Source organism: Actinoplanes siamensis, from assembly GCF_016862395.1.
GTDB classification, from domain to species: Bacteria; Actinomycetota; Actinomycetes; order Mycobacteriales; family Micromonosporaceae; genus Actinoplanes; species Actinoplanes siamensis.
Genome location: NZ_BOMW01000026.1, coordinates 120996 through 146790, shown reverse-complemented (window position 1 = coordinate 146790; position 25795 = coordinate 120996). Strand labels below are relative to the sequence as shown.

The window sequence follows — 25795 nt, the reverse complement described above, 5'->3', positions numbered from 1 at the left end:
CGGCGCGCGGATAGTGACGAACACCACAGACGGACCAGGGGGGCCTTGCCGGCACATAGCGAGATGCGGATCACATCGTCGATGCTTCCCGGTCGCTGTCCTCAGGCGGCCGGGAGCAGGCGATGCCCGGCCATCTCCAGCTCGCCCTCGTGCAGCACGGTCACCGGCGTGCGCAACCCGGACGACTCGTCCTGCAGGACCACCGCGCCTCCGTCGACCCGGTACGTCCCCCGCGGCCGCTTGCGACGGCCGGCGATCTCACCGGCGTACGTCCCGTCGGTGCGCAGTTGCAGCGTGACCGAACCGTCCTGGCTACGCCAGGCGCCCACCACGGCGGCACCGGTCACCACCTCGGGCGGCCGCGGGACCGACCCGAGGCCGGTCTCCGAGGCGCGGCCCATGGCGATCGCGAGCATCGCGGCGGCGTCCAGAACTGTGGTGTCGACGTGTGGAGAGCTGGAGGATTGCATGGCCCTCTCGTTCGGCCCGCGCGTCGGCCGGCGACAGGAAATGTTGAGTTGCTTCTACGTAGCCGAGCCGCCCTTGAGCGATCCGAGCACCGCGGCGGCCAGCTTCTCCAGGTAGTCGTCGTCGATCGGTTGCCGGGAGACGGCCAGCCGCCAGTACAGCGGGCCGAGGATCAGGTCGACAGCGACGTCGGGGTCGGTGCCCTCGGGCAGCTCACCGCGCGCGACGGCCTGGCCGACCAGCTTCTCCCCGACCGACTGCTGGTGGATGCGCAGCACCCGTTGCAGCGTCTCGGCGATCTGCGGGTTGCGGGCCGCCTCGGCCATCAGGTCGGGGATGATCTGCGAGGCGACACGGTGCTGCAACGCCCGGCTGACGATCATCATCAGCAGGTCGAGGTCGCTGGCGAAGCTGCCGGTGTCGGGAACCGGCACCTTGCGCCCGGCGACATCGGTGATGATCTCCAGTACCATCTCGAGTTTGTTGCTCCACCGCCGGTAGATCGCCGTCTTGCCGACCCCGGCACGGCGGGCCACGGCCTCGATGGAGAGCCGGCCGTAACCGACTTCCGCGAGTTCGCTCATGACCGCGTTACGAATCGCCACGGTGATGTCATTTCGGAGCACCGCCGCTCCGGCCGGTGCGCGCTTCACTGTCGCCACCGGGTAACTATAGCGCTACGACGTAACGGTTGCGTTCCGCCGCATCGTCGGCTACCGTTCCTCCCACGTCGATACGAACCCGTTCCATCGGCGTCGGCGGGCGCCTGTCATGCTGCTATCTGTGTCTGAAGGCAATGCAGCGGAGTCCGCCGCCTCGTACCGGCCGACGAGATCGGAGCAAAACTCCATGCCAGAGACAGCGGTTGCCGATACCGCTACCGGCGTACCCCTCAAGGAGCTCGCCGCGCGGCACGGTCTGGCCTCATCCGGGCGGCTGCTCGGACCGGTGGAGTACGCCCGCCAGTTGTGGGGCTACCGGCACTTCATCACCGCGCACGCCAAGGCGAAGACCGTGTCCACCCTGGGCACCACGAACCTGGGCACCCTGTGGCAGGTCCTGACCCCGGCCATCAACGCGTTGGTTTACTACATCATCTTCGGCGTCATCATCGGCACCGGGGCGAACACGACGAACTTCGTTCCGTACCTCTGCATCGGTGTCTTCGTCTTCGGTTTCACCCAGGCGACGGTGTCGCAGGGCGTCAACTCGATCACCGGCAACCTGGGACTGATCCGGGCGCTGCACTTCCCGCGTGCCAGCCTGCCGCTGTCGGCCGCGCTGGTCGAGATCCGCAACTTCATCACCGCGATGGGCGTTCTGCTGATCATCGTGCTGATCACCGGTGAGCCGGTGAACCTCCAGTGGCTGCTGATCCTGCCGGCGATGGTGCTGCAGGCGATGTTCAACATGGGCATGGCCATGGGCGGCGCCCGGCTCGGCTCGAAGATGCGCGACATCAAGCAGCTGATCCCGTTCATCATGCGCTTCTGGATGTACGCGTCGGCCGTGCTCTACCCGGTCACCCGGTTCACCGACCACCTGCACGGCTGGAAGCTCCACCTGGTGGAGGCCAACCCGATGCTGGTCTTCGTGGAGCTGTACCGGCACTCGCTGATGGAGAACGTCACGCTGGCCGGCAGCCCCCGCCTGCTCTGGACCGAGGCGGTCATCTGGGCCGTGGTCGTGTGCGGTGCCGGCTTCCTGTACTTCTGGCGTGGAGAGAAAGGCTACGGCCGTGGCTGACAACGAGCGCGTTCCGACAGTCATCGCCGACGACGCCCACATCATTTACAAGATCGTCGGCGCCATCGGGACCAACCAGGCCAGCCCGCTCTCCGCCTTCAAGCGGCTCCTGACCAAGACCAACTCGGCGAACGTGCGCGAGGTGCACGCGGTCAAGGGCGTCAGCTTCGTGGCCTACAAGGGCGAGGCGATCGGTCTGATCGGCAGCAACGGTTCCGGCAAGTCGACGCTGCTGCGCGCGGTCGCCGGCCTGCTCCCGGTGCAGCGGGGCGCGATCTACGCGGCCGGTCAGCCGTCGCTCCTGGGTGTGAACGCGGCCCTGATGAACGACCTGTCCGGCGAGCGCAACGTCGAGCTGGGCTGCCTGGCCATGGGCATGTCGCCGGGCGAGGTCAAGGAACGGACGAAGGCGATCATCGACTTCTCCGGAATCAACGAGCGCGGCGACTTCGCCTCGCTGCCGATGCGGACGTACTCGTCCGGCATGGCCGCCCGCCTGCGCTTCTCGATCGCCGCGGCGAAGCAGCACGACGTGCTGCTCATCGACGAGGCGCTGGCCACCGGTGACGCGAAGTTCCGCCGCCGCAGCGAGGCCCGGGTGCGCGAGCTGCGCGCCCAGGCCGGCACGGTGTTCCTGGTCAGCCACAGCGAGCAGTCCATCCGGGACACCTGCGAGCGAGCGATCTGGCTGGAGTCCGGGCTGATCCGGGCGGACGGCCCGACCGCCGACGTGCTCAAGGAGTACGAGAGCTACATGAAGAAGTAGGTGGGGACCCACAGGAGAAAGCCCGGGCCGCTTCGGCCCGGGCTTTCCTCTTGCTGGTACGGCCGGTCAGGTCACCGAGAGGTGCACGTGGTTCGTGTGGTCCGTCGAGGGAGTGCCGCCCGCCCCGCTGTAGGACTTCCAGCCGCTGCTCGGCAGCCAGATCCGTTTGAACCAGATGACGTAGAGCACCCCGAGCGTGTCCGAGTTCTTGATGAAGTAGTTCGCCAGGTTGTTGCCGTACGTCCGGCTGCTCCCGGTCGCCACCCCGCCGAAGCCGCTCTTGTCGGCGGCGAAGTCACAGGCCCGGCCCTTCGGATGCTCACCGCTGTTCTGGTGCCGGAAGCAGGCGACGTACCGGGTGAAGCCGTCCTTCTGCGCCTGCTTCAGCGCGAACGACAGGCGCGGGGTGATGCAGCCCGTGGTGGTCGGGTCGTCCACGCTGCAGCCACCGGCCAGGCTGCCGGACGGCTTGTCGGCGGTCGCGCCGCCACCGCCGGAGCTGCCCGAGTCGGCGTCGTCGGCGGCGTCGTCGCCCTGGTCCGCCTCCTTCAGCGCCTGCTCGGCCTGGGCCTTACGGTTGGCCATCACCTTGACCAGCTTCTCCTGGTCGGCGACGGTCTTGTCGATGGCCGTCTTGGCCTTCTGCTGGTTGTCCCGGGTGGTCCTCAGGTCGGCGATGGCCTGGTTCTGCCGCTCGGCCACGGTGCTCAGCAGCTGGGCGCGGTCCAGGAAGCCGGCCGAGGTGTCCGAGGTGAGCAGCGCGCTCAGCGGGCCGAGGCGGCCCATCGTGTAGGCCTGCTCGGCGTACTTGTTCAGCGCCTGCTGCTGCGGGCCGATCGCCGCGTCCAGCTTCTTCAGCTCGGCGCCGAGCTTGACCTGCTGATCCTTGGACGTCGTCAACTTGGCCTTGGCGGAGACGTAACCTTTCGAGGCCTCGTCGAGTTTGTCGAGCAGGGACTTGGAACCGCCCTCACCGTCGTCACCGGACTCCCCCGGGGCGGCGAGGGGCCGGGGAGCCGCGGCGGCCGGCGTGGCGACACCGCCGATCCCGCATGCGGCGACCAGCAGCGCGAGAACGGCCACCCATGGTCGCCGCGCAGTCACATGCTGCACTGGCTGTTTCCTTCCGTCGGCCGCCGGCCGGGTTAGCTGACGGGTTCGGGACGAAGGAAATCCCTACCGCTGGCGCGGATTCACCCCGGAAGAAATGTGGATCCCCGGCTCGCTGTTTGTTGCGATTAGGCGGCGGTCCCCGGGCGGGAACCGTGACCGACCATACCCACTCGATCGACGAATCGACAGTTCTCGCACCCGCTGCGACGACGCCATCACAATTCGTGATGCCATTACGGAAAGTCGTTGAGAGGTGACACTTTTGGCGGTTTCTCGTCAGCTGATGCGGCGTGATATCTCAGGTAAACTGACCGCCGGTCCTGCCAGGACGGCACCGCCCCCGAGTTGCCGGCAGGCCGCCGCCCAATCGCCGAAAGGCGAGCCGGGGAACCAGGTAGTTGGGGTGAATCCGCATTGTGCGGTAGGGATAGCTTCCGTCCCGAACCCGTCAGCTAACCCGGTCGGCGGTGACTAGGAAGGATTGTTGATGACCGCACGTCCCCGCCGGTGGCTGACGCTTGCCCTGGCGCCGCTCGTGGCCACCACGATATTCGTGGCGCCGGTCACGCCGGCTCTCGCCGCACCAGGCGGCAGCTCGTCCACTCCCGCGGAGGGTGACGAGGACGACGACCTCTCCGCCCAACTCGAGGCGACCAACCGGCGGTTCGTCAACGCCAAGGCAGCGGTCGAGACGTCCAAGAAGAACCAGAAGGCCCTGGCCACCAAGATCGCAGACGCCGAGAAGCGCCGGGACGCGCTGATCCCGGAGGTCAACGCGATCGCCCGCCAGCAGTACGAGTTCGGCAACCTGAGCACGCTGAGCTTCCTGCTCCGGGCCGACTCGTCGTCGGACTTCATCGAGAAGGCGGTCTCCCTGGAGGAGATCAACAAGCTGCACGACGCGAAGCTCAACGAGCTGAACAGCACCCTCGCCACCATCACCGACAGCAAGACCAAGCTGGACGCCGAGGTCAAGAACCACGAACAGCAGCTGGCGATCCAGAAGAGGCAGCACGACTCGGCCGAGGACCAGCTCGAGCTGCTCGGCGGCGGCACCGGCATCAACAAGACGATCACCAACGGCTTCGTCGACGCGGTCTCCAAGGTCGCGTCGCCCGCGCCGCGCAACTCCAGCGGCGGATTCTCCGCGGAGCCCTGCAACCAGGTCGACCCGACGACAAACGGCTGCATCACCAAGCGCACCCTGCACCTCTACCAGGAGGTGCGGAAAGCCGGGTTCAAACTTTTCGTCGGCTGCCATCGCGACGGCGGCCCGTTCGAGCACCCCAAGGGCCGGGCCTGCGACTGGTCCCTGCAGAAGAGCGGCTTCTCGGCGGCGCACAACGACGCCATGATGCGGTACGGCAACGACCTCACCGCGTTCCTGGTGCGCAACGCCGACCGGCTCGGCATCTACTACGTGATCTGGTACAAGCAGATCTGGTTCCCGGCCACCAACAACTGGCACGCCTACCACGGGCCGAGCGACCACACCGACCACGTGCACGTGTCCCTGCTGTGAGGCCGTGACGCCCCACGATCCACGGAGAAGGCCCCCGCTCTCGACGAGCGGGGGCCTTCTCCGGTTCGTACCGCGGAAATCAGTGATGCGGCGTCGCACGCCGCACCGGAGCGCGGCCGGCGGGCTGCGTCGGCGCCGGGCCGACCGGACCGGCCGACGGGATCGGCATGGTCACCGGGCGGACCTGGGTGACCTCGACCTCCTTGCCGTGGTGCACCAGGGTGAGCCGGGCCGAGCCGCCGCCGTTGCGCAGCGAGTAGGTCACCTCGTCGGCCGTGACGTTGACCCGCAGCCGCAGGCCGCGCCAGAGCAGCGAGAAGTCCAGGTTGTTGATCCGGCTGGGTAGCCGCGGCGCGAACGAGAGCTGACCGTTGAAGTCACGCATCCCGCCCAGGCCGGCCACCAGCGCGATCCACGAACCGGCCAGCGACGCCACGTGCACGCCGTCCCGCGCGTTCTGGTGCAGGTCGTGCAGGTCCATCAGGGCGGCCTCGCCCAGGTAGTCGTGGGCCAGCTCGAGGTGCCCGGTCTCCGCGGCCAGGACGGCCTGGACACAGGCGGAGAGCGACGAGTCCCGGACGGTCCGCGCGTCGTAGTACGCGAAGTTCCGCGCCTTCTCCTCCGCGGTGAACGCGTCGCCGCGGATGTACATCGCCATCACCAGGTCGGCCTGCTTGACCACCTGCTTGCGGTACAGGTCGAAGTACGGGAAGTTCAGCAGCAGCGGGTACGCCTCCGGCGGGGTGTTCTCGAAGTCCCACTCCTGCAGCCGGGTGAAGCCCTCGCACTGCTGGTGGACACCGAGCTCCTGGTCGTACGGGATGTGCACGGCCGCCGCCGCGTCCCGCCAGGAGGCGGCCTCCTCGTCGTCCACCCCGAAACGCCGCGCCAGGTCCGGGTGGCGCTTGCAGGCATCCACCGCGGTCATCAGGTTCTGCTGCGCCATCAGGTTGGTGTAGATGTTGTCGTTCACCACGGCGGTGTACTCGTCCGGGCCGGTGACGCCGTCGATGTGGAAACGCCCGTGCCGGTCGTGGTGCCCCAGCGAGCGCCACAGCCGCGCGGTCTCCACCAGCAGCTCCAGGCCGACCTCGCGCTCGAAGTCGTAGTCGCCGGTGGCCTGCACGTAACGCCGGACCGCGTCGGCGATGTCCGCGGCGATGTGGAAGCCCGCGGTGCCCGCCGGCCAGTAGCCGGAGCACTCCTGGCCGCGGATGGTGCGCCACGGGAACGCGGCGCCCTGCAGGCCCAGCGTCTGCGCTCGCTCCCGGGCCAGGTCCAGCGTCGAGTGCCGCCAACGCAGCACGTCGGCCGCCGCCGAGGGCTGGGTGTAGGTGAGCGCGGGCAGCACGAACGTCTCGGCGTCCCAGAACGTGTGGCCGTCGTACCCCGGACCGGTCAGACCCTTGGAGCCGATCGGGCGCTTCTCCGCCCGGGCGCCGGCCTGCAGCGTGTGGAACAGCCCGAAGCGGACCGCCTGCTGCACCTCCGGGTCGCCCTCCACCCGCACGTCGGAGTGGTCCCAGAAGGCGTCCAGGTACTCCTGCTGCTGCTGGACCAGACCCTCCCAGCCGTCCAGCCGGGCGCTGGCCAGGGCCGCGCCGACCTGGTCGCGCAGGGCCGGCAGCGATCGGGCGCTGGACCAGCCGTACGCCGCGAGCTTGACCACGCGCAGCTTCTGCCCCGGCTCCAGCCGGCAGGCCACCGTGGTGCGCAGCCAGTCGCCGTGCCCCTCGGTCGTGATCGCGTGCCGGCCCGGCGTCTCCACCAGGTGTTCCATGGCCGCGGCCATCCGCAGGTCACTGACCTTGGTGCGGTGCACGAGCAGGCCGCCGGAGCGCTGCTCCAGCATCTCCTCGGCCTGCAGCGGCTGGGCCAGCACGGCCGCCACCCGGGGGTCCTTGCTGCTGGGCGGCAGCTGCTCGTTGGCCACCAGTTCGGACTGCAGGATCAGCCGGGCCGACTCCTCGAGCGGCTCGACCTCGTAGAGGAAGGCGACCACCGCGCGCTGTGTGAAGGAGACCAGGCGCACGGTGCGCACCCGGATGCCCTTGCCGGACGGGGAGACCCACTCCACGGTCCGCTCGAGCGTGCCGGCCCGCATGTCGAGCACGCGCTCGTGGGAGCGCAGCTCGCCGTACCGCACGTCGAACGGCTCGTCGTCGACCAGCAGCCGCATCAGCTTGGCGTTGGTGACGTTGACCATGGTCTGGCCGGACTCGGGGAACCCGTAACCGCCCTCGGCGTGCGGCAGCGGCCGCAGCTCGTAGAACGAGTTCAGATACGTCCCCGGCAGGCCGTGCGGCTCGCCCTCGTCCAGGTTGCCCCGTATCCCGATGTGGCCGTTCGAGAGCGCGAACACCGACTCGGACTGGGCCAGCAGGTCCAGGTCCAGCCGGGTCTCCCGGATGTGCCAGGGGTCGACGGGGTAGGCCCGTTCACGGATCACGGTCGTGCCTCTTCTTAGTGATTGAGCAGTTCGGAAAGATCGGTGACGACGACGTCGGCCCCGTTCGCGCGCAGCGCGTCGGCCTGGCCGACCCGGTCCACGCCGATCACGACGCCGAAACCGCCGGCGCGGCCGGCCGCCACGCCCGCCTGGGCGTCCTCGAAGACCGCGCAGCTCTCCGGTGGGAGGCCGAGCAGTTTCGCCCCGTGCAGGAAGGTGTCCGGCGCGGGTTTTCCGGGCAGGCCGAGCTCGCGGGCGACGATCCCGTCCACGCGGGCCTCCAGGAGGTCGGCGATGCCGGCCGCCTCCAGCACGTCCTTGCAGTTGGCGCTCGCCGAGACGACCGCGCGGCGCAGCCCGGCGGCCTTGGCGGCCCTCAGGTACTCCACCGAGCCGGGGTAGACCTCGACGGCGCCTTCCTCGATCTTCTGCAGGACGAGGACGTTCTTGCGGTTGCCGACGCCGTTGACGGTGTCCTGGTCAGGATCGTCGTCCGGCGAGCCCTCGGGAAGGGTGATGTTCCGTGAGGCGAGGAACGTCCGGACGCCGTCAGCGCGCTGGCGCCCGTCGACATATCGGTGGTAGTCGGCCCCGGGGTCGAACGGCACAAACGGTTGATCATGCCGTCGAGCCCATGACTCGAGGAACGTGTCGAACGTTTGTTTCCACGCGGCACTGTGCACAAGGGCGGTGTTGGTGAGCACACCGTCAAGATCGAAAAGGCAAGCGGTCACCTGGGAAGGAAGTCCGAGCACGCGCCCAATGTAGTCGCACCCGCCGCGGGACGAGAGGCGAAGGGCGGCTTCACATTTCGCCAGTGTTTCATAAGTCACTCAAGCTGCTGTTTCAGCTCTCAGCTCAACGGCGGCAGGTCCATCCGCAGGCCGATCGACGTGCCGATCGGCCCCGTCGCCGTGGTCACCTCGTCGCACAGCTGGTGCGCCAGCCACAGCCCACGGCCACCGATCTCCTCCGTACCGGGGAGGAGATGGCTGTCCAGACACCCGTCCGGGATGCCCGGGCCGGAGTCGGTGACCACGCACCAGACCGAGCGGCCCTCGACCCGCAGGACGATCCGGCCGTGCCCGCCGGCGTGCAGCACCACATTCGTGATCACCTCGTTGACGGCGAGCACGTAACCGGCGAGCCGCTCACCGGACACCCCGACGGTCGGCAGCAGGCGGGTCACCTCGTGCCGCAGCACGGTGATGTCGGCGTCCCCGAAGGTGCGGTCCAGCAGGACCGGGACGGCCGCCCGCGACGGGACGGCATCGATCCCCGGCTCCCCTCCGGGGGCCGAGCGCACGGTCTGGCCGATCCTGTCCTCCACCGTCGTGCAGCCTACGCGCTGTGGCCGCCCAGTGGCGGGAGGCATCCACGATCCGCACCGGAAGTGGCGTTCCGCCCGGTTCTCGCCGCGCTCGCCACCGCTCCTGCCCCGCTCGGCACGATTGTCACCGCCAGCCGACATCGATCCGGTCCCCTCGTTCGTCGAAGAAGTGCGCCGCGTCCATCCGGACCGCCACGGTGAGCGGATGCCCGGGGTTGACCGCCGGGTACGGCGCCAGCCGCACCGACAGCTCGGCCGGCTTGCGGTGGTGCCGGCCGGGGTCGTTGAGCAGACTGACCGGGCCGTCCTTGGTCTCCGCCGCCGCGGTCGGATTCCCCCTGGTCAGGCGCTGTAACGCCCCGCCCAGCCGCTTGAGTGCGCCACCCGGGGCGGCCGGCTCGGCGACCGCGCCGCCGGTCTCGTCCACCACGATCGCGGTGGCCCCGATGTCCAGGTAGGCCAGCGACTCGTGACCGTGGTGCTCCAGGTAGCGGATCCGGCCGTGCAGCACCGCCCCGGGCGTGTCGGGAGTCACCGGGGTGAGCGCCTCGGCCCGCACGCCCACCACGATCCGCTCGCCGTGGTAGCGCGCCACCGCCCGCGACCGCGGGTCGGACCAGGCCAGGTAGAGCGTCTGCTCGCCGAAGTTGAGCGCCACGTACCGGTCCAGGTGCACGTAGACCGCGGCCTCCAGCAGGTTCATCCGCGGCGAGCCGAGGAAGGCGGCGACGTAGAGCGTGGCCGGGCGCCGGTAGACCTCGGTCGGGGTGCCGAGGTCCTGCAGCACGCCCCGCCGCATGATCGCCACGCGATCCGCCATGGTCAGCGCCTCGGCCTGGTCGTGCGTCACGTACATGGTGGTGACGCCCAGCTCCCGGGTCATGCTGGTGATCTCCGCGCGCAGCTCGGCGCGCAGTCCGCTGTCCAGGTTGGAGAGCGGCTCGTCCATCAGGAAGATGCCGGGGCGGCGGACCATCGCGCGGCCCATCGCGACACGCTGCCGCTGCCCGCCGGAGAGCTGACTCGGCCGCCGGCCGAGCACCTCGCCGATGCCCAGCGCGCCGGCCACCGCGCCGACCCGGTCGGACCGCGGGCCCGGCTCGACGCCGGAGAGCTTGAGCGGGAAGCCGATGTTGTCGGCGACCGTCATGTGCGGATAGAGCGCGAAATCCTGGAAGACCATGGCGATGCTGCGGTCGCGCGGGGGCAGGTCGAGCACCGGTTCGCCGTTGAGCAGGATGTCGCCCTCGGTGGGGTCCTCCAGGCCGGCGATCATCCGGAGCACGGTGGACTTGCCGCAGCCCGACGGGCCGAGCAGGACCATGAACTCGCCGTCCCGCACGTCGAGGGACACCCGATCCACGGCAACCGTGCCATCTGGCCAAACCTTGGTGACGTCTTTCAGCGCGACGGTGGACACCGTCAACCTCCCCGATCGACTGTGATCCCGATCCCACGACGGTCGGCAATCGGTTAATGACTCTGCGAGGGGTTTCGATGCTTTGCCATCGGGTGAACGTGCCATTCGCAGATAGTGATCATTCGATTACGGAGATCCGCGCATTGCGGTTCTTGCTGTGCACTCTTACAGCAAGAACCGACATTTCTCATAGCCGTTGTTGACGGATCGCCAACGAATCGCGTCGATTGATCGATTCCGGCGCGGAAAGATCGTGTCGGCGCCTTTTACACCCGCTCCTCCGATTCGCGCCACGACGCCCCCAGGTAGTGCTCCGCCCCGGCACCGGCGCGGCCGGCAGCACCCGCCCGCGCTCCTCAGGCAGATCGCCCGCCGGGTCGGGCGCCACCAACACCGCGCCGCGGCCCCCGCCCTGGCCGCCCAGACTCCGCAGCAGCCCGTGCCGAACCACCGGATCGTCCGCGCAGAGCAGCAGCGGCGCCCCGGGCCCGGCGGGCCGCTTCGCGCAGGCGCTCCGGCAGATCGGCGGAACGCTCGATCCGGTCGACGCCGGACGCCCCGGCCGCGCGCAAACCGGCGCTGCGATCAAAGGCGAGAAGGCGGCTCCGCCGGCGGTGAGGCCGGTCCCGGAATTCGCGTGAAGGGCTGCCTGCATCACCTCTCGTCTGCCATGACGATGCCGGAGCATGACAATGCCGGATCCGCAGGTCAGGGGCTCGGCGAGGCGGCTGAAGGTTAACCGCGGAGGACATCCGGGTACGGGTCTCCCCTACGGGAGCACGGTCCCCGGTCTCCACCTGCGGGATGAGGGACGGCCGCGCCACCGTACCTACCGTCGAAGTGGTCCAGGGCAGAAAGCCCCGGCCACCACTGAAGGAGTGGATGATCGTGACCCGCCCCCTCAAGTCGTATTCTCTCGCCCGCCCCCGCGACAACCGCATGATCGCCGGCGTCTGCGCGGGTCTGGCCCGCCGTTTCGGCTTCTCCACCGGCGTGGTCCGTCTGGCCTTCGTCCTGTCGTGCCTGCTCCCCGGCCCGCAGTTCATCGCCTACCTGGTCCTCTGGGCCCTGATGCCCAACGAGTGACCCCGCCGGCCCTCCCGGGGCCGGCCCGACCAGAGTGCGGCCACGCTCGGAGCCCAGTGACGCTCGGAGCCCAGCCACACCCGAGGCCGAGCCACCCGCAGAGCCCAGCCACGCGCTCGGAACACGCTCGAAGCCCAGCCAGACCCGAGGCCCAGCCACACCCGAGGCCCAGCCACGCAGCAGCGGACATCGAGATTCCATGAATACTCTGCCGGGCTAGTGGGCACATATCAGACAAGCAGCCGCAGACCGCGATTGGATGCCGCACAACGGACCTATCGCGGGGACCACCCAAGAACTCCCGGCCGGGCGGAAGCCGGGCTGGCAATCCCGGCCGGGACCTCATCGCCGACCGGCGCGGGCGACGCTCGCTCCGGGAAAGAGACGCTTGCCTCGGGAGCAGACGCTTACTCCGGGAAGAGGCCGCTCCAGGAAAGCGCTACGACCGCCGGCCCTGAGGAGGAACCCGCGGCGGACGGCAACACCGCCCACCGCGCCAAGAACGTGAATCGTGCCCCGGCCGCCACCGGGTCGCGGTTCCCGACGCCGCCGCCCTACCCCCCCGGGGGCGGCGGCGTCACTTGTCTCCGGGGCCACGCTCCGCAGGCCGCTGCCACACCGCAGCCATGCACGAAGACCCGCCACACTCCCGCACGCCGCTGCCACACCACGAGCAAGCACGACACCCCGCCACACCCCCGCAGGCCACGAAGTCCCCTACCCGGCACGGGAGCTCTCGCGCTTGGGGGGCGGCCGGCCTCCGCCGCCGGCGACACCTGAGGCGAGCCGGCGGCGGAGGATCTCACTCACGGACTGGTGAAGCTGACCTTGACCGAGGTGTAACCCAGCCGGGCGAACAAACTCTCCAGCATCATCTGGGTGTTCTGCTGGGCCCGCTGGTCCAGGCCGCTGGACTTGGCCGCTTCCGTGATCTTCTGCTGGGCCGTCTCGTACACCCGCTGCTGTTTGTCGGTGTCGCTGCGGAACGCGTCACCGATGCTGGTCAGCAACCCGCGATTCTCCTCGACGACGTAGCTCTTGGACATGTCGAGAGCGGCCTGCGACTGCTGCGGCGGTGGCAGCACGAGCTCGATCGTCTTCTTCTCGTTGTCGACCTTGAGCGCGTCGCCGCTGAGCGCGCCGAAGTCGACGTAGGTCTCCACTGTGCCCGAGCCGACGAACAGGATCCGCCGGTTCACCAGGAAGTCCGGAATGTTCTCCTTGTTCTGCTGCAGGTCGACGATCACCTGGAAGGTGCCGTCGGCGGCGACGTAACGATGCAGATCGCGCATGGACTGCAGGAGCACGGGCTGGCTGCGGTCGACGGTCTGATCGGAGAACGGGTTGTCGAAGGAGGGCAGCACGTTCATCGCGCGCAGCCCGAAACAGGACGCGACGATCAGGGCGAAGACGAAGCCGACGAAGATCAGCAGCCGGGCGAAGAAGCTCGGCCCGCGCTCCGGCGGAGTGGCCGGGGCGACCGGCTCCGCCTCCTGGGGCACAGCCGAATACTCCTTCGTCGTCGGCTCGTCGACTTCCGGTGTGTGGGCCATGCCTCAACGGTACGGAGGGGGTACGACAATTCGCATGCCGAGACCCCGGAGACATGACCTCCGACGCTCACGGCCCGTCCCGCACTCGCGCGATCCGCGAGTCCGGCCCTAGCGCGAAAAAGCGTTCAATCCGGTCAATTTCTGGCCGATCGACAACTGGTGGATCTCCGACGTCCCCTCGTACGTCAGCACGCTCTCCAGATTGCTGGCGTGCCGCATCACCGGAAGCTCACCTCGGATCCCGTTCCCGCCGAGGATCGTCCGGCACTGCCGGGCGATCTTTATGGACTCCCGTACGTTGTTCAGCTTCCCGACACTCACCTGCTCCGGCCGCAGCGGCGCGCCCCCGGCGTCCCGCATCCGGCCGAGGTGCAACGCCAGCAGGAAACCCTTCTGCAGTTCCACCGCCATGTCGGCGAGCTTGGCCTGGGTCAGCTGGAACCCGCTGATCGGCCGGCCGAACTGCTCGCGCCCGGCGGCATAGTCGAGCGTCGCGTCCAGGCAGTCCCGGGCCGCGCCGAGCACCCCGAAGACGATGCTCAGCCGGGCCTCGGTCAGGCAGGAGAGCGGCGCCATCAGGCTGCGCGCGCCGGGCAGCCGGGCGCTCTCCGGCAGCCGCACCCCGTCCAGCACCAGTTCCCCGACGGCCGAGGCGCGCAGTGACATGTTGTGCCGGAATTCGCGGGCGGAGAACCCGGGCGTGTCGGTCGGCACCGCGAAACCGGCCACGCCCTTCTCGGCGCGGGCCCAGATCACCGCGACGTCGGCGATCGGCGCGTTCAGGATCCAGGTCTTGACCCCGTCGAGCACCCAGTCGTCGCCGTCCCGGCGGGCCCGGGTGGACATCCCGGTGGGGTCGGAGCCGTGGTCCGGCTCGGCCAAGCCGAAACATCCGATGGATCGGCCGGCCGCCAGCGCGGGCAGCCAGCGGTCCCTCTGCTCGTCCGAGCCGTACCGCCAGATCGCGTACATCACCAGGGAGCCCTGCACCGAGACCAACGACCGGACGCCGGAGTCGGCCGCCTCCAACTCCATGCAGGCCAGGCCGTAGGCGACGGTGGAGACGCCGGACAGGCCGAATCCGGTCAGATGCATGCCGAACAGGCCGGCCTTGCCCAGTTCGACGGCGAGATCCCGGATCGGCGGATCGCCGTTCTCGTACCAGCCGGCCACGTCCGGGCGAACATGATCGTCCGCCACCCGGCGGGCGAGAGCGCGCGCGGCGCGCTCGTCATCACTCAGTAGGTCGTCAAGATCCAGCAGGTCAAGCGGTCGAACAACCATGCATGTCAAATTAACGGAGTTGTCAGCCCTCTACGACCAATACGCGGGCGTGAATCTGATTGCGCTGCTGGAGGGCGGCGCGCAACGCGCGGTGCAGGCCGTCCTCCAGATAGAGGGCGCCCTGGTACTCCACGACGTGCGGAAAGAGATCACCGTAGAAGGTCGAGTCCTCGGCGAGCAGCTTGTCCAGCGCCAGCTCGCGTTTCGTGGTGATCAGATCGGCGAGCCGGATGGGCCGCGGCGGGATCTCCGCCCACGCTTTCAGCGTGGTGTGATGATCAGGGTACGGGGCTCCGTCCCGGACCGCTTTGAAGATCACGGCGGCTGCCCCTTTCCCTGCACGACGTCCCTCGGTATGCCAGCGTAGCCGCGGGCCGATCAGCCCTGGACGGCCGAAGCCCACCGGCCATGATGCACCACGTCGTCCACCGGACGGTGACCGCGCTTGAGTGACGGTGACCTCTTGTCGGTTCCCCGATAGCCGACGGTGAGAGCACCGACCGGGCTGAACTCCCCGGGTACCCCGAAAGCCGCCTTGACGTCCGGCACCCGGTCGGCGGGCAGCCCGATGAAGCACGACGCGAGCCCCTCGTTGACCGCGGTGAGGTGCATCAGCAGCGCGGCGAAACCGGTATCGACGTCCCAGTACGGCACCGGCCAGCGCGCCTCGTCCCGATCCGTCCAGCCCTTGTCCGGCTGGGCGTACCGGTCCAGGTAGACCGATTTGTTGGAGAACGCGACGACGATCAGCGGGGCGGTGCTCATCCGCCGCAGCCATCCGCCGGCGTCCCCCCGGGCGGAGGCGGTCACCGACCAGAACAGCTCGCGGTCCTCCGGGGCGGTCAGCACCAGGAAGCTCCAGCCCTGCGAAAAACCCGCCGACGGCGCGCGCAGCCCGTGCCGGACGATCTTGTCGACGAGCTCCGGCGGCACCGGGCGTGTGGGGTCGTACCCCCGGACCATCCGGCGCCGGCGGATCACCTCGTCGAACTCCATCAGGCGCGGATCCCCCACGCGGTGGTCCAGGTCTCGCCCGGGGCCAGCACGATCAGGTCACGGCCGGAACGGAACGCGTCCGGCGGGCAGGTCATCGGCTCGACCGCGATCGACCGGCGGTGCCGCTCGCCGTGCAACGTGTCGCCGGAGAAGACCTGCCAGTACTTGAACTTGTCGTCGGCCCAGACGGTGATCCGCGCGTCCGAGTCCGGGTCGGCGAGCACCACCTCGGTCAGCCCGTCCGGGCCGAAGTCGATGTCGCCGAACGTGGTGTCCAGGACCGCGGTGCCGAGCCGGCGGGGCTCGGCGTAGTCGTAGTCGGTGCCGGCCACCTTCTGGGCGCCCAGCGGCAGCAACCGATGGTCGGCCAGCAGTCGGGTCCTCGCCGGCACCTGCAGCACGGTGTCGTCCACCGAGACGCCCGGCAGGCGCAGGTACGGGTGCACGGAGTAGCCCCACGGGGCGTCCGCGTCGCTGGTGTTGACGACCTCCTGCACGCCGCGCAGCCCCTCGGCGGAGACCGACCAGCGGGTGCGCAGGGTGAGCGCCCACGGGTAGCCGACCTGCGGCGGAAGGTCGTACTCCAGGGTCACCGCCGAGGCGGTGTGCTCGGTGGCCCGCCAGCGCGACCAGTTGACCAGCCCGTGGATGGCGTTGTGCCGGGCCGGCTCGGAGAGCGCCAGCTGGTACTCCTGGTCCTGGAACGTGTACTTGCCGTCCCGGATCCGGTTCGGCCACGGGGCGAGGATCTGGCCGGCGGAACCCGGGGAGATCTCGTCCGGCCCGAAGCCGTCGAGCAGCTCGACGCCGCCGGACGAGAAGCTGCGCAGCGTGCCACCGACCTCGGTGAGGACGGCACGGCGGCCGTCCGCCTCGATGGACCACTGAACCCCGGATTTCGCGGCTGTGTCTGTCATACCCGCGACACTATCGTTCGGCCTCCGCCACCGGTTCCGGGACAGGCCGGTACCGGGTCAGGGCGGGGAAGGCGACCGCCAGCACCACGGCCAGCGCCGCGGCCAGGATCCCGCCGCCGACCCAGGACGGGCCGACGCCGGTCCACTCGGCGGTGGCGCCGGCCCGCAGATCACCCAGTCGGGGACCGCCGGCCACCACCACGGTGAACACCCCCTGCAGGCGGCCACGCAGCCGGTCCGGGGCGAACGTCTGCATGATCGTCTGCCGGTACACCGCGCTCACCAGGTCCGCCGCGCCGGCCACCGCGAGCAGCACGATCATCAGCCAGAGCTGGTGGGCCAGACCGGACAGGGCGATCGCCACGCCCCAGCCGACCACCGCCGCGACCAGCGCGATGCCCTGCCGGCGGACCCGGCCGATCCAGCCCGAGGTGAGGCCGCCGAGCACCGAGCCGATCGCGATCGCGCTGAACAGCCAGCCGACCGCTGACCCGCCGCCGAAGCGGTCCTCGGCCACCGCCGGGAACAGCGCCCGCGGCATGGCGAACACCATGGCGATCAGGTCGATGCCGAAGGAGAGCAGCAGCACCGGCTGGGTGACCAGGAACCTGAGCCCGGCCGCGATGCCGCGCAGGCCGGCAGTCGGCTTCTCGCCGGACTCGTCCGGCTCCGTCGGCGGGATGGGCGGCAGCCGCCAGGTGGCCCAGAACGTCACGGTGAACAGCAGCGCGTCCACCGCGTAGGCCACCGAGACGCCGGTGCCGGTGGACCAGACTCCCATGATCAGGCCGGCCGCCAGCGGGCCGAGCACACCGCCGGCCGTGGTGGTCGTGTAGTTCAGCGTGTTCGCCGACGGCACCAGATCGGCCGGCACGATCCGCGGGATGATCGACTGACGCGCCGGGGAGCTGATCGCGAAGCCGATCGACTGGACCGCGGTCAGCACGAGGAGCAGGTGCGGGCTTCGTACCCCCGCAATCGCCTGCGCCAGCAGGCCCAGGGTGACCACCCAGGTGAGTGCCGAGCTGGACAACAGCAACCGGCGGCGGTCCACCACGTCGGCCACCGCGCCGCCCCAGAGCCCGAAGATCAGCAGCGGGACCAGACCGGCCACGCCGAGCAGGCCGACCCAGAACGGCGAGTGCGTCACGGCGAACATCTGCACCGGCACGGCCACCGAGGTGAACTGGAAGCCGAAGAAGGACGCGCCGTTACCGATCCACATCCGGCGGAACGTCACCAGCCGCAACGGGGCGGTGTCGATCATCCAGGACTTCTTCTTGTCGACGCCGGCCACGCTCACGGGGCGAGCCTCTCCACGATCCAGCCGGCGTCGGACCGGCGGTAGCGCAGCCGGTCGTGCAGCCGATTGCTGCGGCCCTGCCAGAACTCCACGGTCTCCGGGACCACCCGCAGCCCGCCCCAGTACGGCGGCGCCGGCACCGGCCCGTCGCCGAACCGCTCCAGCGCGGCGGCCAAGCCGGCGTCGACCGCCTCCCGGCCGGGCAGCACCCGCGACTGCGGGCTGGCCCACGCGCCGAGCTGGGAGCCGCGCGGCCGGGAGGCGAAGTAGGCCTCGGTCTCCGCGCGGGAGACGCGTTCCACCCGCCCGGAGACGATCACCTGCCGCTGGATCGCGAACCAGGGAAAGACCAGACTGGCGTACGGGTTCTCGGCCGCCTCGCTCCCCTTGCGCGACCCGTAGTTGGTGAAGAACACGAAACCGGCCGCGTCGTACCCCTTGAGCAGCACCGTGCGCGCGGAGGGACGCCCTGCCGCGTCCGCCGTCGCCACGATCATCGCGTTCGGCTCGGGCAGCCCGAACGCGGTCGCCTCGGCGAACCAGGCCGCGAACTGGGCGGTCCAGTGCTCCGCCAGCGAGCTCTCCAGCAACGGCCCGTGCTCGGTGTAGTCACGGCGCATCCCCGCGGGGGACGGCGGATCGGATGGCATCGGAGGTACTTCCTTTCGGCTGCAACGACGTTAAGTCCGCGACCGCCCGGTGTCAGTTGAACCAGGATGGGTGTCATCGAGAGCACAATGTCCACGGGTCGACCATGCGGTTACTCGGCGGGCAAGATGAATCACCCACCGCAGCTCACGTCTTCAGGGAGTGCCGTGTCCGACTTCAAGCCGGGGCTCGAGGGCGTCACCGCGTTCGAGACCGAGATCGCCGAGCCCGACCGGGACGGGGGCGCTCTGCGGTACCGCGGCGTCGACATCGAGGACCTGATCGGCCAGGTCTCCTTCGGCAACGTGTGGGGCCTGCTGGTGGACGGGCGATTCGGCCCGGGTCTGCCCCCGGCCGAGCCGTTCCCGGTGCCGGTGCACTCCGGTGACATCCGGGTCGACGTGCAGTCCGCGGTCGCCATGCTGGCGCCGTACTGGGGGCTCTCCCAGCTGCTCGACATCACGGACGAGCAGGCCCGCAAGGACCTCGCCCGGGTCTCCGTGACGGCGCTCTCCTTCGTCGCCCAGGCGGCCCGCGGGCTGGGCCTGCCGGCCGTCCCGCAGAAGGACATCGACAAGGCCGAGACCATCGTGGAGCGGTTCATGCGCCGGTGGCGCGGCGAACCAGACCCGCGGCACGTCAAGGCCGTCGACGCCTATTTCATCTCGGCCGCCGAGCACGGGCTGAACGCCTCCACCTTCGCCGCCCGCATCGTCGCCTCCACCGGCGCCGACGCGGCGGCCTGCATCTCCTCCGGCATCGGCGCGCTCTCCGGCCCGCTGCACGGCGGCGCGCCCACCCGGGTGCTGCACATGCTGGAGGCGGTCGAGCGCAGCGGCGACGCCGAGGGGTACGTGAAGGACGTCCTGGACCGCGGCGAGCGGCTGATGGGTTTCGGTCACCGGGTCTACCGCGCCGAGGACCCGCGGGCCCGGGTGCTGCGCCGGATCGCCAAGGAGCTGGCCGCCCCGCGGTACGAGGTGGCCGCCGCCCTGGAGACCGCCGCGCTGGCCGAGTTGCGCGAGCGCAAACCGGGCCGGGAGCTGTGGACGAACGTGGAGTTCTGGTCAGCTGTGGTGCTCGACTTCGCCGAGGTGCCGGCACACATGTTCACCTCGATGTTCACCTGCGCCCGGGTGGCCGGCTGGAGCGCGCACATCCTGGAGCAGAAACGGCTCGGCCGGATCCTCCGCCCGAGCCTGCGCTACCTGGGGCCGGAGCCGCGCAAGCCCTCGGAGGTCGAGGGCTGGTCCCAACTCACGCATAATGTGTGACCGTGGCCCAGCCAATCCGCGGCGGAAAACCGAGGCAAATTCGTGAATGACATCCGGATCCCTGACGCGATCAAACCTGTGGACGGCCGCTTCGGCTGCGGGCCGAGCAAGGTCCGGCCGGAGGGTGTCGAGGCGCTCTCCGCGGTGTCCCGCACCTTCATGGGCACGTCGCACCGCCAGAAGACGGTGAAGGAGCAGGTTGCCCGGCTCCGGAGGGGTCTCGCCGACTTCTTCTCCCTCCCCGAGGGGTACGAAGTGGTCCTCGCCAACGGCGGCACCAGCGCCTTCTGGGAGGTCGCCACGTTCGGCCTGGTCCGGCAGAAGGCGCAGTTCGCCGAGTTCGGCGAGTTCGGCGCCAAGTTCGCGCAGGCGGTCACCGACGCGCCGTTCCTGGCCGAGCCCACCGTGCACAAGGCTCCGGGCGGCCAGGCGGCGTTCCTGACCGCCGAGGCCGGCGTCGACGTCTACGCGAGCGTGCACAACGAGACCTCGACAGGTGTCGCGGTGCCGGTCCGCCGGGTCGCGGGCGCCGACGAGGGCGCGCTGGTGCTCACCGACGCCACCTCCGGCGGCGGCAGCCTCGACGTCGACCTGCGCGAGACCGACGTCTACTACCTGGCCCCGCAGAAGGCGCTCGGCTCGGACGGCGGGATCTGGCTGGCCCTGATGTCGCCGGCCGCGATCGAGCGGGCCTACGAGATCAAGGCGACGAAGCGGTACATCCCGCAGTTCCTCGACCTCGTGACCGCTGTTGAACAGTCGCGTCTGGAGCAGACGTACAACACGCCGGCGCTGGCCACGGTCTTCCTCGCGGCCGAGCAGCTGGACTGGATGAACGCGCAGGGCGGCCTCCCCTGGGCGGTCAAGCGCAGCGCGGAGAGCGCGGCCGCGGTCTACGGCTGGGCCGACCGGTCGTCGTTCGCCACGCCGTTCGTCACCGATCCGGCGCTGCGCTCGGCGGCGGTGGCCACCATCGATTTCGCCGACGGGGTGGACGCCACGGCGATCGCCAAGGTGCTGCGCGCCAACGACATCGTGGACACCGAGCCTTACCGGAAGCTGGGCCGCAACCAGCTGCGGATCGCGCTGTACCCGACTGTCGACCCGACGGATGTGGTGGCGCTCACCACGTGCATCGACTGGGTCGTCGAGCGGCTGTAGGCAATCCGTCGCCGGACTTGGCGCGAAGCGATCAGGCAGGCATAGTCCCTACGAAGGAGCGGGTACGTACCGACTACACATCGTGAAGATCATCTTGGCTGGTCAGATTGTTTGACGGCGTGGCTTACCCCCATTGAGTGACCAAGGCGCGTACCGTGTTCCAAAACGCGCCCGGGTGGCTGACTCTCGGGAGCACAGGCCAACGCGACGGGACGGAGGCAACGCATGCGGCCGGTACGCTTCGTCGCCCTCTCCGAGGACGGACAGGCCCTCGTGCTCGCCGATGAGGTGGGCCGACTACTCGCGCTGCCGCTGGACGACCGGGTGGCCGGGGTGCTCACCGAGGGCCCCGCGGCGCCGGGCACGGCCGTCGCCGTGATCGCGCCGGATGCCGCGCCCTCCCTGTCCCCCCGGGACATCCAGGCGCGCATCCGCTCCGGCGAGTCCGCCGAGGACGTGGCCCGCATCGCCGGGGTCCCCGTCGACCGGGTGCTGCGCTACGCCGGCCCGGTGCTGCAGGAACGCGCCATGCTGGCCCAGCACGCGCGCCGCACCCGCCTGAAGACGTCCGATTCCGGTCAGCCGCTGGCCGAGGTGGTCGACAGCCGGCTGGCACAGCACGGCATCGACACCGACAAGATCTCCTGGGACGCGTACCGCAAGGACGACGGCACCTGGCGGATCATCGCCACCTGGCCGTCCGGCAAGGCCACCGCGCAGGCCATCTGGGACCTGGACAAGGGCCGCCAGGTGGTCGCCCCGCACGACGACATGGCGCAGTACCTCTGCGCCGAGCGCCCGACCCAGATCCTCGGCCAGGACCCGGTGCCCGAGCGGGGCGGTCACGGGCTGCCCGGCCCGGCCCGCAGCAGCGAGCCCACCCGCGGCGGCCACGGCCTGCCCGCGGCCGACTCGCCGGCCCGCCCCACCCGCGACCCGATCCGGGCCGGCCGGGACGCGCTGCTCGCCTCCCTGGACCGTCCGCTGGAGGGCCAGTCCGGCCGCAGCCTGGAGCCGGTCTCCCCAGCCGCCCGGCGCCCGGTTGCCGGTGGCGCCGCGGCGCTGCTCGGCGGTGGCTCCGGCTCGGCCTTCGACGACGACGCCGACCTGCCCAAGGAAGTCCCGGCGGTGCCGTCGCTGGCGGTCCTGCGCCCGCGGCGTACGGTCGGGCAGAACTCGCCGGCCGGCGGCGAGGGCGAGGAGAGCAAGCCGCGCAAGCGACTCCCGAGCTGGGACGACGTGCTCTTCGGCGGTGGCCCGGCCGCGCGGGAGTCCTCCTGAGCCGACTCTTCGTGGCCGTCTTCCCACCCGCGGCGGCCCGGGAGGATCTGCTCCGCCGGCTGCCGTCCGGGGCCCGGTTCACCCGGCCCGCGAAGTGGCACATCACGCTCGCGTTCCTCGGCGACGTCCCGGATTTCCGCGTGCCCGAGCTCGCCGACGCCCTGACCACTGTCCCGCCGCCGCCCTCGTTCCCGCTGCAGCTCACCGGAGCTGGCCGATTTGGATCAGCGGTATGGGTGGGGTTGGGCGGTGCTCTGCCGGCGTTGGCGGCGCTGCGGGAGTCGGTGCGGGCAGCCCTGGAGGGCGCCGGGTTCGGCATCGACTCGCGGCCCTTCCGGCCGCATCTGACCATCTCGTACCGGAGCGGGCGGGGGCTGTTGCCGGCGATTGGGGGGTACGCGGGTCCAGAGTGGCCGGTGACCGGATTCGCCCTCGTCGAGAGCCTCCTGGGCAACTACCACACCCGGCAAGAATGGTCCCTGCCAGCCACTCCCCCCGCTCCCAGCCCCCACTGAGTCCCCAGCCCTCCAACCCGCGCCGGCTGGCCTTCCGGGTCCTCCGGCGGCCGGGAGACCCCTGAGCGCCAGCCGCACGCCGCCGACTGGCAGCCAGAGGCGCCTCCGGCGGCCCGAGGGACCGCTCAGTGCCGGCCGCGCGGGGGCGGCCGGCAGCCGCGGGTGTCTCCGGCAGCGCGAGAGAGCGCTGAGGGCCGAGTCCCGAGATGGGGCTGGGCGCGTGAGGGGTGTCCGCCGGAAGAGAGGCGTCGGGGTCAGTCGCGGAGCGCCAGTCCGGCGGCTTCGAGACGGGTTTCGACTCGGAGGCGTTCCATCTCGCGGTCGACGCCCTGCAGCGGCTGCAGCTGTTCCGCGACGCCCAGGCAGCGGCAGGCCAGCCGCAGCCGTGCGTCATAGGCCTGCAGCAACGCCGCCATGCAGCTTTCCGACGACCGCAACAGCCCACTGCGCCGCTGCCGATCGAGTCGGCGCAGGTCGTACGCCAACTGCTCGATCGGAACCGCGGGAAGCGCCTCCATCCGCGCCGCCAGGTCGACGCCGGCCAGGTCTCGGTCGAGCCGGCGCAGGTCACGACTCTGCGGCCCGGGGCGGCGAGCCCAATAGGCCTGGGTCGATCCCTTTCGGGGCTGACGGCCCGGAGCCGGTGCCCGGCGGAAGGAGGAACGCCGCTGGGGCAGGTGGCCCGGGGGCGTGGGCCGGCGCGAAGCGGGACGTCGGAACAGGGCCCGGACACAAGGCAGGATCAGCAGCGTCACCCACGCCGCCGAGATCACGACCAGTTGCGCCATCGCCACGATCTGACGTTATGCCGGGATCCGGCCGAGCCGGAACACCCGTTCGGCGGACCTGATCTGCCAACTACCTGAGTGCCAGGTTCCTTACCGACATCGGGCACTTGACCGGTGCGCTTATCGGACATTGTTTCCGGTATGCGAGAGTCCGCGCCAGACCCGACCGGGTGACGCGGACTGGACCTGAACCGGGAACGTCCGCCGGAACGAATCAGGATCGGATGACCGGCGCCGGCTCGCGGCGCGACCGCAGGGCGTCGGACTCCGAACCGGAAGCGGGCCGCCCGGCCGCGAACTCGGCGGGAGCGACCGGCGCCGGCTCCTGGGCAGCCTCGGTGGAGATCAAGCCAACCCTTGGCCGCGGCCGCATCCGGAACACCAGACGATCGCCGCTGGCCCGCAGCTGCCAGGCCAGCGCGGCCACCGCGGCGACGAACGACACCAACCCGCCCATCCAGATGCTCGACGGCACCCCGTAGTGCTCGCCCCACCACCCGGCCAGCGACGCGCCGATCGGTGTCGAACCCAGGAAGACCAGCACGTAGAGCGCCATCACCCGGCCGCGGTACTCCGCGTCCACGCCCATCTGGACGCGGTGGTTGGCGGCCTGCGCCAGGTAGATCGAGAAGAACCCGGTCGGCACCAGCAGCAGCGCCGCGACCAGGAAGGTCGGCGCGAACCCGACCGCGAACTCGATCACCCCGAAGGCGAGCGCGGCCCCGATCACCCGGTACGCCCCGGGGCGGGCCCGCCGCCCGCTGCCGGCCAGCGCGCCGCACAGCGAACCCGCCGCGAGAGCCGTGGTGAGCAGTCCGAACGAGGACGCGCCGGCGTGGAAGTTGATTTTCGCGAGCGCGGCCAGGGTGACCGGGAAATTGAACCCGATCATGCCGATCACCGCCATCAGAGCGATCGGGAGGACCAGGTCGGCGCGCTTGCCGACGTACCTCAGGCCGTCCAGCACCCGGGCCTCACCGCGGGACCGGCGCTCGATGCCGTACAGCTCCGCGGTGGTCATTCGCAGGTAGGTGAGGACCGGGGCGACCGCCAGTACGGTCGCGACCAGGAACACCACCCGGATGGACAGCACCGACAGCAGGACGCCGGCCAGCGCGGGGCCGCCGACGCGGGCGGTGTTGAAGGTGGCCGCGGAGAGCGCCAGCGCGTTCGGCAGCAGCGGCAGCTCGACCAGCTCGGAGACGAACGCCTGCCGGACCGGGGTCTCCACCGAGTTGGCGATGCCGAACAGCAGCGCGAACAGGAAGACGTGCCAGAGCTGGACGATCCCGGAGGCGACGATCACCGCGAAGGCGACAGCGGTGACCGCGAACACGGTGTTGGCGACGACCAGCAGCTTGCGCTTGTCGTAGCGGTCGGCGAGACGCCCGCTGTAGAGGGTCAGCACCATCACCGGCACGAACTGCAGGGCGGTCACCACTCCCAGCGCCCCCGGCGAGTTCCCGGACAGGTCGAGGACCAGCCAGTCCTGGGCGGTGAACATCGTCCAGACGCCGATCAATTTGATCAGCTGGCCGACGGCGAAGAGGCGATAGTTCCGGACTCGCAGGGATCGGAAAGTCGTGTCCAGCACTGCCCGCATGTGGTGGTGCCTCCTCGCTCGGTCGTACGCGTCATCGTCGTGTGACGCAGCGGAACGACCGGAAAGGGGTCAGGCGCGGGCGACGCGTTGCAGAATCTCGGCAGCGCGCGCCAGAGTGTCCCGTTCCTCGGGGCTGAGCTGGTCCAATTGCACGGCCAGCCACTCGTTCCGGGCTCGCTCGTGCGACGCGTACACCGCGCGCCCCTCGTCGGTGGCGGCCAGGATGACCTGGCGCCCGTCGGTGGGGTGTGGCGTGCGTGCCACCAGCCCGCGCTCCTCCAGCTTCCCGACGATCTTGGTCATCGTCGGGGGCTGCACCCGTTCCACATCGGCGAGCTCACGTGGGGTGAGCGCGCCGGCCAGTTGGAGACTGGTCAACGCGGACAGCTGGCTGAACGTCAGATCACCCACCGGGCGCGCCTGCCGGACGCGCCGGCTGAACCGGATGATCGCGCCGCGCAGCGTCTTGGCGAGCGATTCCGCTGTGTGCTCCGTCGTCATCACCCGCTCCGTCACGATACTTAGCCTAGCTAATGAGCATGGCTAACGACATGTGATCAACCGTATGACGG

25 protein-coding genes and 2 riboswitches are annotated in these 25795 nt (G+C 70.1%); of the genes, 8 read left to right on the top strand and 17 right to left on the bottom strand.

The window, feature by feature from the left end; translation table 11 throughout:
* Positions 1-101 precede the first annotated feature (101 nt).
* Positions 102-470, bottom strand: a complete 369-nt coding sequence (locus Asi03nite_RS14450) for a hypothetical protein (protein ID WP_203680047.1) — start codon at positions 468-470, stop codon at positions 102-104.
* Between the two features lie 54 nt (positions 471-524).
* Positions 525-1130, bottom strand: coding sequence for a TetR/AcrR family transcriptional regulator (locus Asi03nite_RS14445; protein WP_239102678.1), 606 nt, complete (start codon positions 1128-1130; stop codon positions 525-527).
* A gap of 187 nt (positions 1131-1317) precedes the next feature.
* Between Asi03nite_RS14445 and Asi03nite_RS14440 the strand changes: the two genes are divergently transcribed.
* Both Asi03nite_RS14440 and Asi03nite_RS14435 read left to right on the top strand, forming a co-directional pair.
* Positions 1318-2214 (top strand): ABC transporter permease, encoded by an 897-nt coding sequence (locus Asi03nite_RS14440; protein WP_203680045.1) that lies wholly within the window; start codon positions 1318-1320, stop codon positions 2212-2214.
* Positions 2207-2980 carry an ABC transporter ATP-binding protein gene (locus tag Asi03nite_RS14435; protein ID WP_203680043.1) on the top strand — a complete coding sequence of 258 codons (774 nt, stop codon included), beginning with the start codon at positions 2207-2209 and terminating at the stop codon, positions 2978-2980. Before Asi03nite_RS14440 ends, Asi03nite_RS14435 begins: the two co-directional genes overlap by 8 nt.
* A gap of 66 nt (positions 2981-3046) precedes the next feature.
* On the opposite strand, the gene Asi03nite_RS14430 is transcribed toward Asi03nite_RS14435, so the two are convergent.
* Positions 3047-4093, bottom strand: a complete 1047-nt coding sequence (locus tag Asi03nite_RS14430; protein WP_203680041.1) for a coiled-coil domain-containing protein — start codon at positions 4091-4093, stop codon at positions 3047-3049.
* Between the two features lie 5 nt (positions 4094-4098).
* A riboswitch (cyclic di-AMP (ydaO/yuaA leader) is annotated at positions 4099-4235 on the bottom strand.
* Positions 4236-4443: 208 nt separating this feature from the next.
* A riboswitch (cyclic di-AMP (ydaO/yuaA leader) is annotated at positions 4444-4575 on the top strand.
* Between the two features lie 5 nt (positions 4576-4580).
* Here Asi03nite_RS14430 and Asi03nite_RS14425 point away from each other — a divergent pair.
* Complete coding sequence (locus Asi03nite_RS14425; protein WP_203680040.1) at positions 4581-5615, top strand: coiled-coil domain-containing protein; 1035 nt, start codon at positions 4581-4583, stop codon at positions 5613-5615.
* A gap of 79 nt (positions 5616-5694) precedes the next feature.
* On the opposite strand, the gene Asi03nite_RS14420 is transcribed toward Asi03nite_RS14425, so the two are convergent.
* The 4 genes from Asi03nite_RS14420 to Asi03nite_RS14405 all read right to left on the bottom strand — a co-directional run bounded on the left by Asi03nite_RS14420 (position 5695) and on the right by Asi03nite_RS14405 (position 10814).
* Positions 5695-8064: a glycoside hydrolase family 65 protein gene (locus Asi03nite_RS14420; RefSeq protein WP_203680038.1), complete on the bottom strand. Its 2370-nt coding sequence runs from the start codon at positions 8062-8064 to the stop codon at positions 5695-5697.
* 14 nt (positions 8065-8078) lie between these two features.
* The gene (locus Asi03nite_RS14415) at positions 8079-8819 is read right to left on the bottom strand and encodes a beta-phosphoglucomutase family hydrolase (protein WP_203680035.1); all 741 of its coding nucleotides are present in this window, start codon (positions 8817-8819) and stop codon (positions 8079-8081) included.
* Between the two features lie 98 nt (positions 8820-8917).
* Positions 8918-9394 (bottom strand): ATP-binding protein, encoded by a 477-nt coding sequence (locus tag Asi03nite_RS14410; protein ID WP_203680034.1) that lies wholly within the window; start codon positions 9392-9394, stop codon positions 8918-8920.
* 124 nt (positions 9395-9518) lie between these two features.
* Positions 9519-10814 (bottom strand): ABC transporter ATP-binding protein, encoded by a 1296-nt coding sequence (locus Asi03nite_RS14405; protein ID WP_203680033.1) that lies wholly within the window; start codon positions 10812-10814, stop codon positions 9519-9521.
* Between the two features lie 882 nt (positions 10815-11696).
* Between Asi03nite_RS14405 and Asi03nite_RS14400 the strand changes: the two genes are divergently transcribed.
* Positions 11697-11900 (top strand): PspC domain-containing protein, encoded by a 204-nt coding sequence (locus tag Asi03nite_RS14400; RefSeq protein WP_203680032.1) that lies wholly within the window; start codon positions 11697-11699, stop codon positions 11898-11900.
* Positions 11901-12706: 806 nt separating this feature from the next.
* Here Asi03nite_RS14400 and Asi03nite_RS14395 read toward each other — a convergent pair.
* From Asi03nite_RS14395 to pdxH, 7 genes are all read right to left on the bottom strand, one after another.
* The gene (locus Asi03nite_RS14395; RefSeq protein WP_203680031.1) at positions 12707-13453 is read right to left on the bottom strand and encodes a DUF4230 domain-containing protein; all 747 of its coding nucleotides are present in this window, start codon (positions 13451-13453) and stop codon (positions 12707-12709) included.
* Positions 13454-13561: 108 nt separating this feature from the next.
* On the bottom strand, positions 13562-14737 hold the full coding sequence (locus Asi03nite_RS14390; protein WP_203680030.1) for an acyl-CoA dehydrogenase family protein: 1176 nt from the start codon (positions 14735-14737) through the stop codon (positions 13562-13564).
* Positions 14738-14759: 22 nt separating this feature from the next.
* On the bottom strand, positions 14760-15056 hold the full coding sequence (locus tag Asi03nite_RS14385; protein WP_014687530.1) for a type II toxin-antitoxin system VapB family antitoxin: 297 nt from the start codon (positions 15054-15056) through the stop codon (positions 14760-14762).
* A 59-nt stretch (positions 15057-15115) separates the two neighbouring features.
* Positions 15116-15733 (bottom strand): nitroreductase family protein, encoded by a 618-nt coding sequence (locus Asi03nite_RS14380; RefSeq protein WP_203680029.1) that lies wholly within the window; start codon positions 15731-15733, stop codon positions 15116-15118.
* Positions 15733-16650, bottom strand: a complete 918-nt coding sequence (locus Asi03nite_RS14375) for an aldose 1-epimerase family protein (protein WP_203680026.1) — start codon at positions 16648-16650, stop codon at positions 15733-15735. The genes Asi03nite_RS14380 and Asi03nite_RS14375 overlap by 1 nt, the downstream gene beginning before the upstream one ends.
* 10 nt (positions 16651-16660) lie before the next feature.
* Positions 16661-17917 (bottom strand): MFS transporter, encoded by a 1257-nt coding sequence (locus Asi03nite_RS14370; RefSeq protein WP_203680132.1) that lies wholly within the window; start codon positions 17915-17917, stop codon positions 16661-16663.
* Positions 17918-17949: 32 nt separating this feature from the next.
* The gene (pdxH, locus tag Asi03nite_RS14365; protein ID WP_203680024.1) at positions 17950-18603 is read right to left on the bottom strand and encodes a pyridoxamine 5'-phosphate oxidase; all 654 of its coding nucleotides are present in this window, start codon (positions 18601-18603) and stop codon (positions 17950-17952) included.
* Positions 18604-18768: 165 nt separating this feature from the next.
* Between pdxH and Asi03nite_RS14360 the strand changes: the two genes are divergently transcribed.
* The 4 genes from Asi03nite_RS14360 (at position 18769) to thpR (ending at position 22832) form a co-directional block, all read left to right on the top strand.
* The gene (locus Asi03nite_RS14360) at positions 18769-19875 is read left to right on the top strand and encodes a citrate synthase 2 (RefSeq protein ID WP_203680022.1); all 1107 of its coding nucleotides are present in this window, start codon (positions 18769-18771) and stop codon (positions 19873-19875) included.
* 42 nt (positions 19876-19917) lie between these two features.
* Positions 19918-21036, top strand: coding sequence for a phosphoserine transaminase (gene serC / locus Asi03nite_RS14355; RefSeq protein WP_203680020.1), 1119 nt, complete (start codon positions 19918-19920; stop codon positions 21034-21036).
* A gap of 225 nt (positions 21037-21261) precedes the next feature.
* Positions 21262-22317, top strand: coding sequence for a septation protein SepH (gene sepH, locus Asi03nite_RS14350; RefSeq protein ID WP_203680018.1), 1056 nt, complete (start codon positions 21262-21264; stop codon positions 22315-22317).
* A gap of 11 nt (positions 22318-22328) precedes the next feature.
* Positions 22329-22832: an RNA 2',3'-cyclic phosphodiesterase gene (gene thpR / locus Asi03nite_RS14345; RefSeq protein ID WP_203680016.1), complete on the top strand. Its 504-nt coding sequence runs from the start codon at positions 22329-22331 to the stop codon at positions 22830-22832.
* Between the two features lie 254 nt (positions 22833-23086).
* Here thpR and Asi03nite_RS14340 read toward each other — a convergent pair whose 3' ends face one another.
* The 3 genes from Asi03nite_RS14340 to Asi03nite_RS14330 all read right to left on the bottom strand — a co-directional run bounded on the left by Asi03nite_RS14340 (position 23087) and on the right by Asi03nite_RS14330 (position 25739).
* Entirely contained in the window at positions 23087-23620 is a 534-nt protein-coding gene (locus Asi03nite_RS14340; RefSeq protein WP_239102687.1) for a hypothetical protein, read from the bottom strand.
* 214 nt (positions 23621-23834) lie between these two features.
* The gene (locus Asi03nite_RS14335; RefSeq protein WP_203680011.1) at positions 23835-25223 is read right to left on the bottom strand and encodes an MFS transporter; all 1389 of its coding nucleotides are present in this window, start codon (positions 25221-25223) and stop codon (positions 23835-23837) included.
* A 69-nt stretch (positions 25224-25292) separates the two neighbouring features.
* On the bottom strand, positions 25293-25739 hold the full coding sequence (locus tag Asi03nite_RS14330) for a MarR family winged helix-turn-helix transcriptional regulator (protein ID WP_203680010.1): 447 nt from the start codon (positions 25737-25739) through the stop codon (positions 25293-25295).
* Between the last annotated feature and the right edge of the window lie 56 nt (positions 25740-25795).

Excerpts from the sequence above, each read along its gene's own strand:
- pdxH (WP_203680024.1), bottom strand. The coding sequence starts at position 18,603 with ATGCCATCCGATCCGCCGTCCCCCGCGGGGATGCGCCGTGACTACACC.
- Asi03nite_RS14390 (WP_203680030.1), bottom strand. The coding sequence starts at position 14,737 with ATGGTTGTTCGACCGCTTGACCTGCTGGATCTTGACGACCTACTGAGT.
- Asi03nite_RS14395 (WP_203680031.1), bottom strand. The coding sequence starts at position 13,453 with ATGGCCCACACACCGGAAGTCGACGAGCCGACGACGAAGGAGTATTCG.
- Asi03nite_RS14380 (WP_203680029.1), bottom strand. The coding sequence starts at position 15,733 with ATGGAGTTCGACGAGGTGATCCGCCGGCGCCGGATGGTCCGGGGGTAC.
- Asi03nite_RS14440 (WP_203680045.1), top strand. The coding sequence starts at position 1,318 with ATGCCAGAGACAGCGGTTGCCGATACCGCTACCGGCGTACCCCTCAAG.
- Asi03nite_RS14370 (WP_203680132.1), bottom strand. The coding sequence starts at position 17,917 with ATGATCGACACCGCCCCGTTGCGGCTGGTGACGTTCCGCCGGATGTGG.
- Asi03nite_RS14400 (WP_203680032.1), top strand. The coding sequence starts at position 11,697 with ATGATCGTGACCCGCCCCCTCAAGTCGTATTCTCTCGCCCGCCCCCGC.
- Asi03nite_RS14425 (WP_203680040.1), top strand. The coding sequence starts at position 4,581 with ATGACCGCACGTCCCCGCCGGTGGCTGACGCTTGCCCTGGCGCCGCTC.
- sepH (WP_203680018.1), top strand. The coding sequence starts at position 21,262 with ATGCGGCCGGTACGCTTCGTCGCCCTCTCCGAGGACGGACAGGCCCTC.
- Asi03nite_RS14450 (WP_203680047.1), bottom strand. The coding sequence starts at position 470 with ATGCAATCCTCCAGCTCTCCACACGTCGACACCACAGTTCTGGACGCC.
- Asi03nite_RS14335 (WP_203680011.1), bottom strand. The coding sequence starts at position 25,223 with ATGCGGGCAGTGCTGGACACGACTTTCCGATCCCTGCGAGTCCGGAAC.
- Asi03nite_RS14340 (WP_239102687.1), bottom strand. The coding sequence starts at position 23,620 with ATGGCGCAACTGGTCGTGATCTCGGCGGCGTGGGTGACGCTGCTGATC.
- Asi03nite_RS14375 (WP_203680026.1), bottom strand. The coding sequence starts at position 16,650 with ATGACAGACACAGCCGCGAAATCCGGGGTTCAGTGGTCCATCGAGGCG.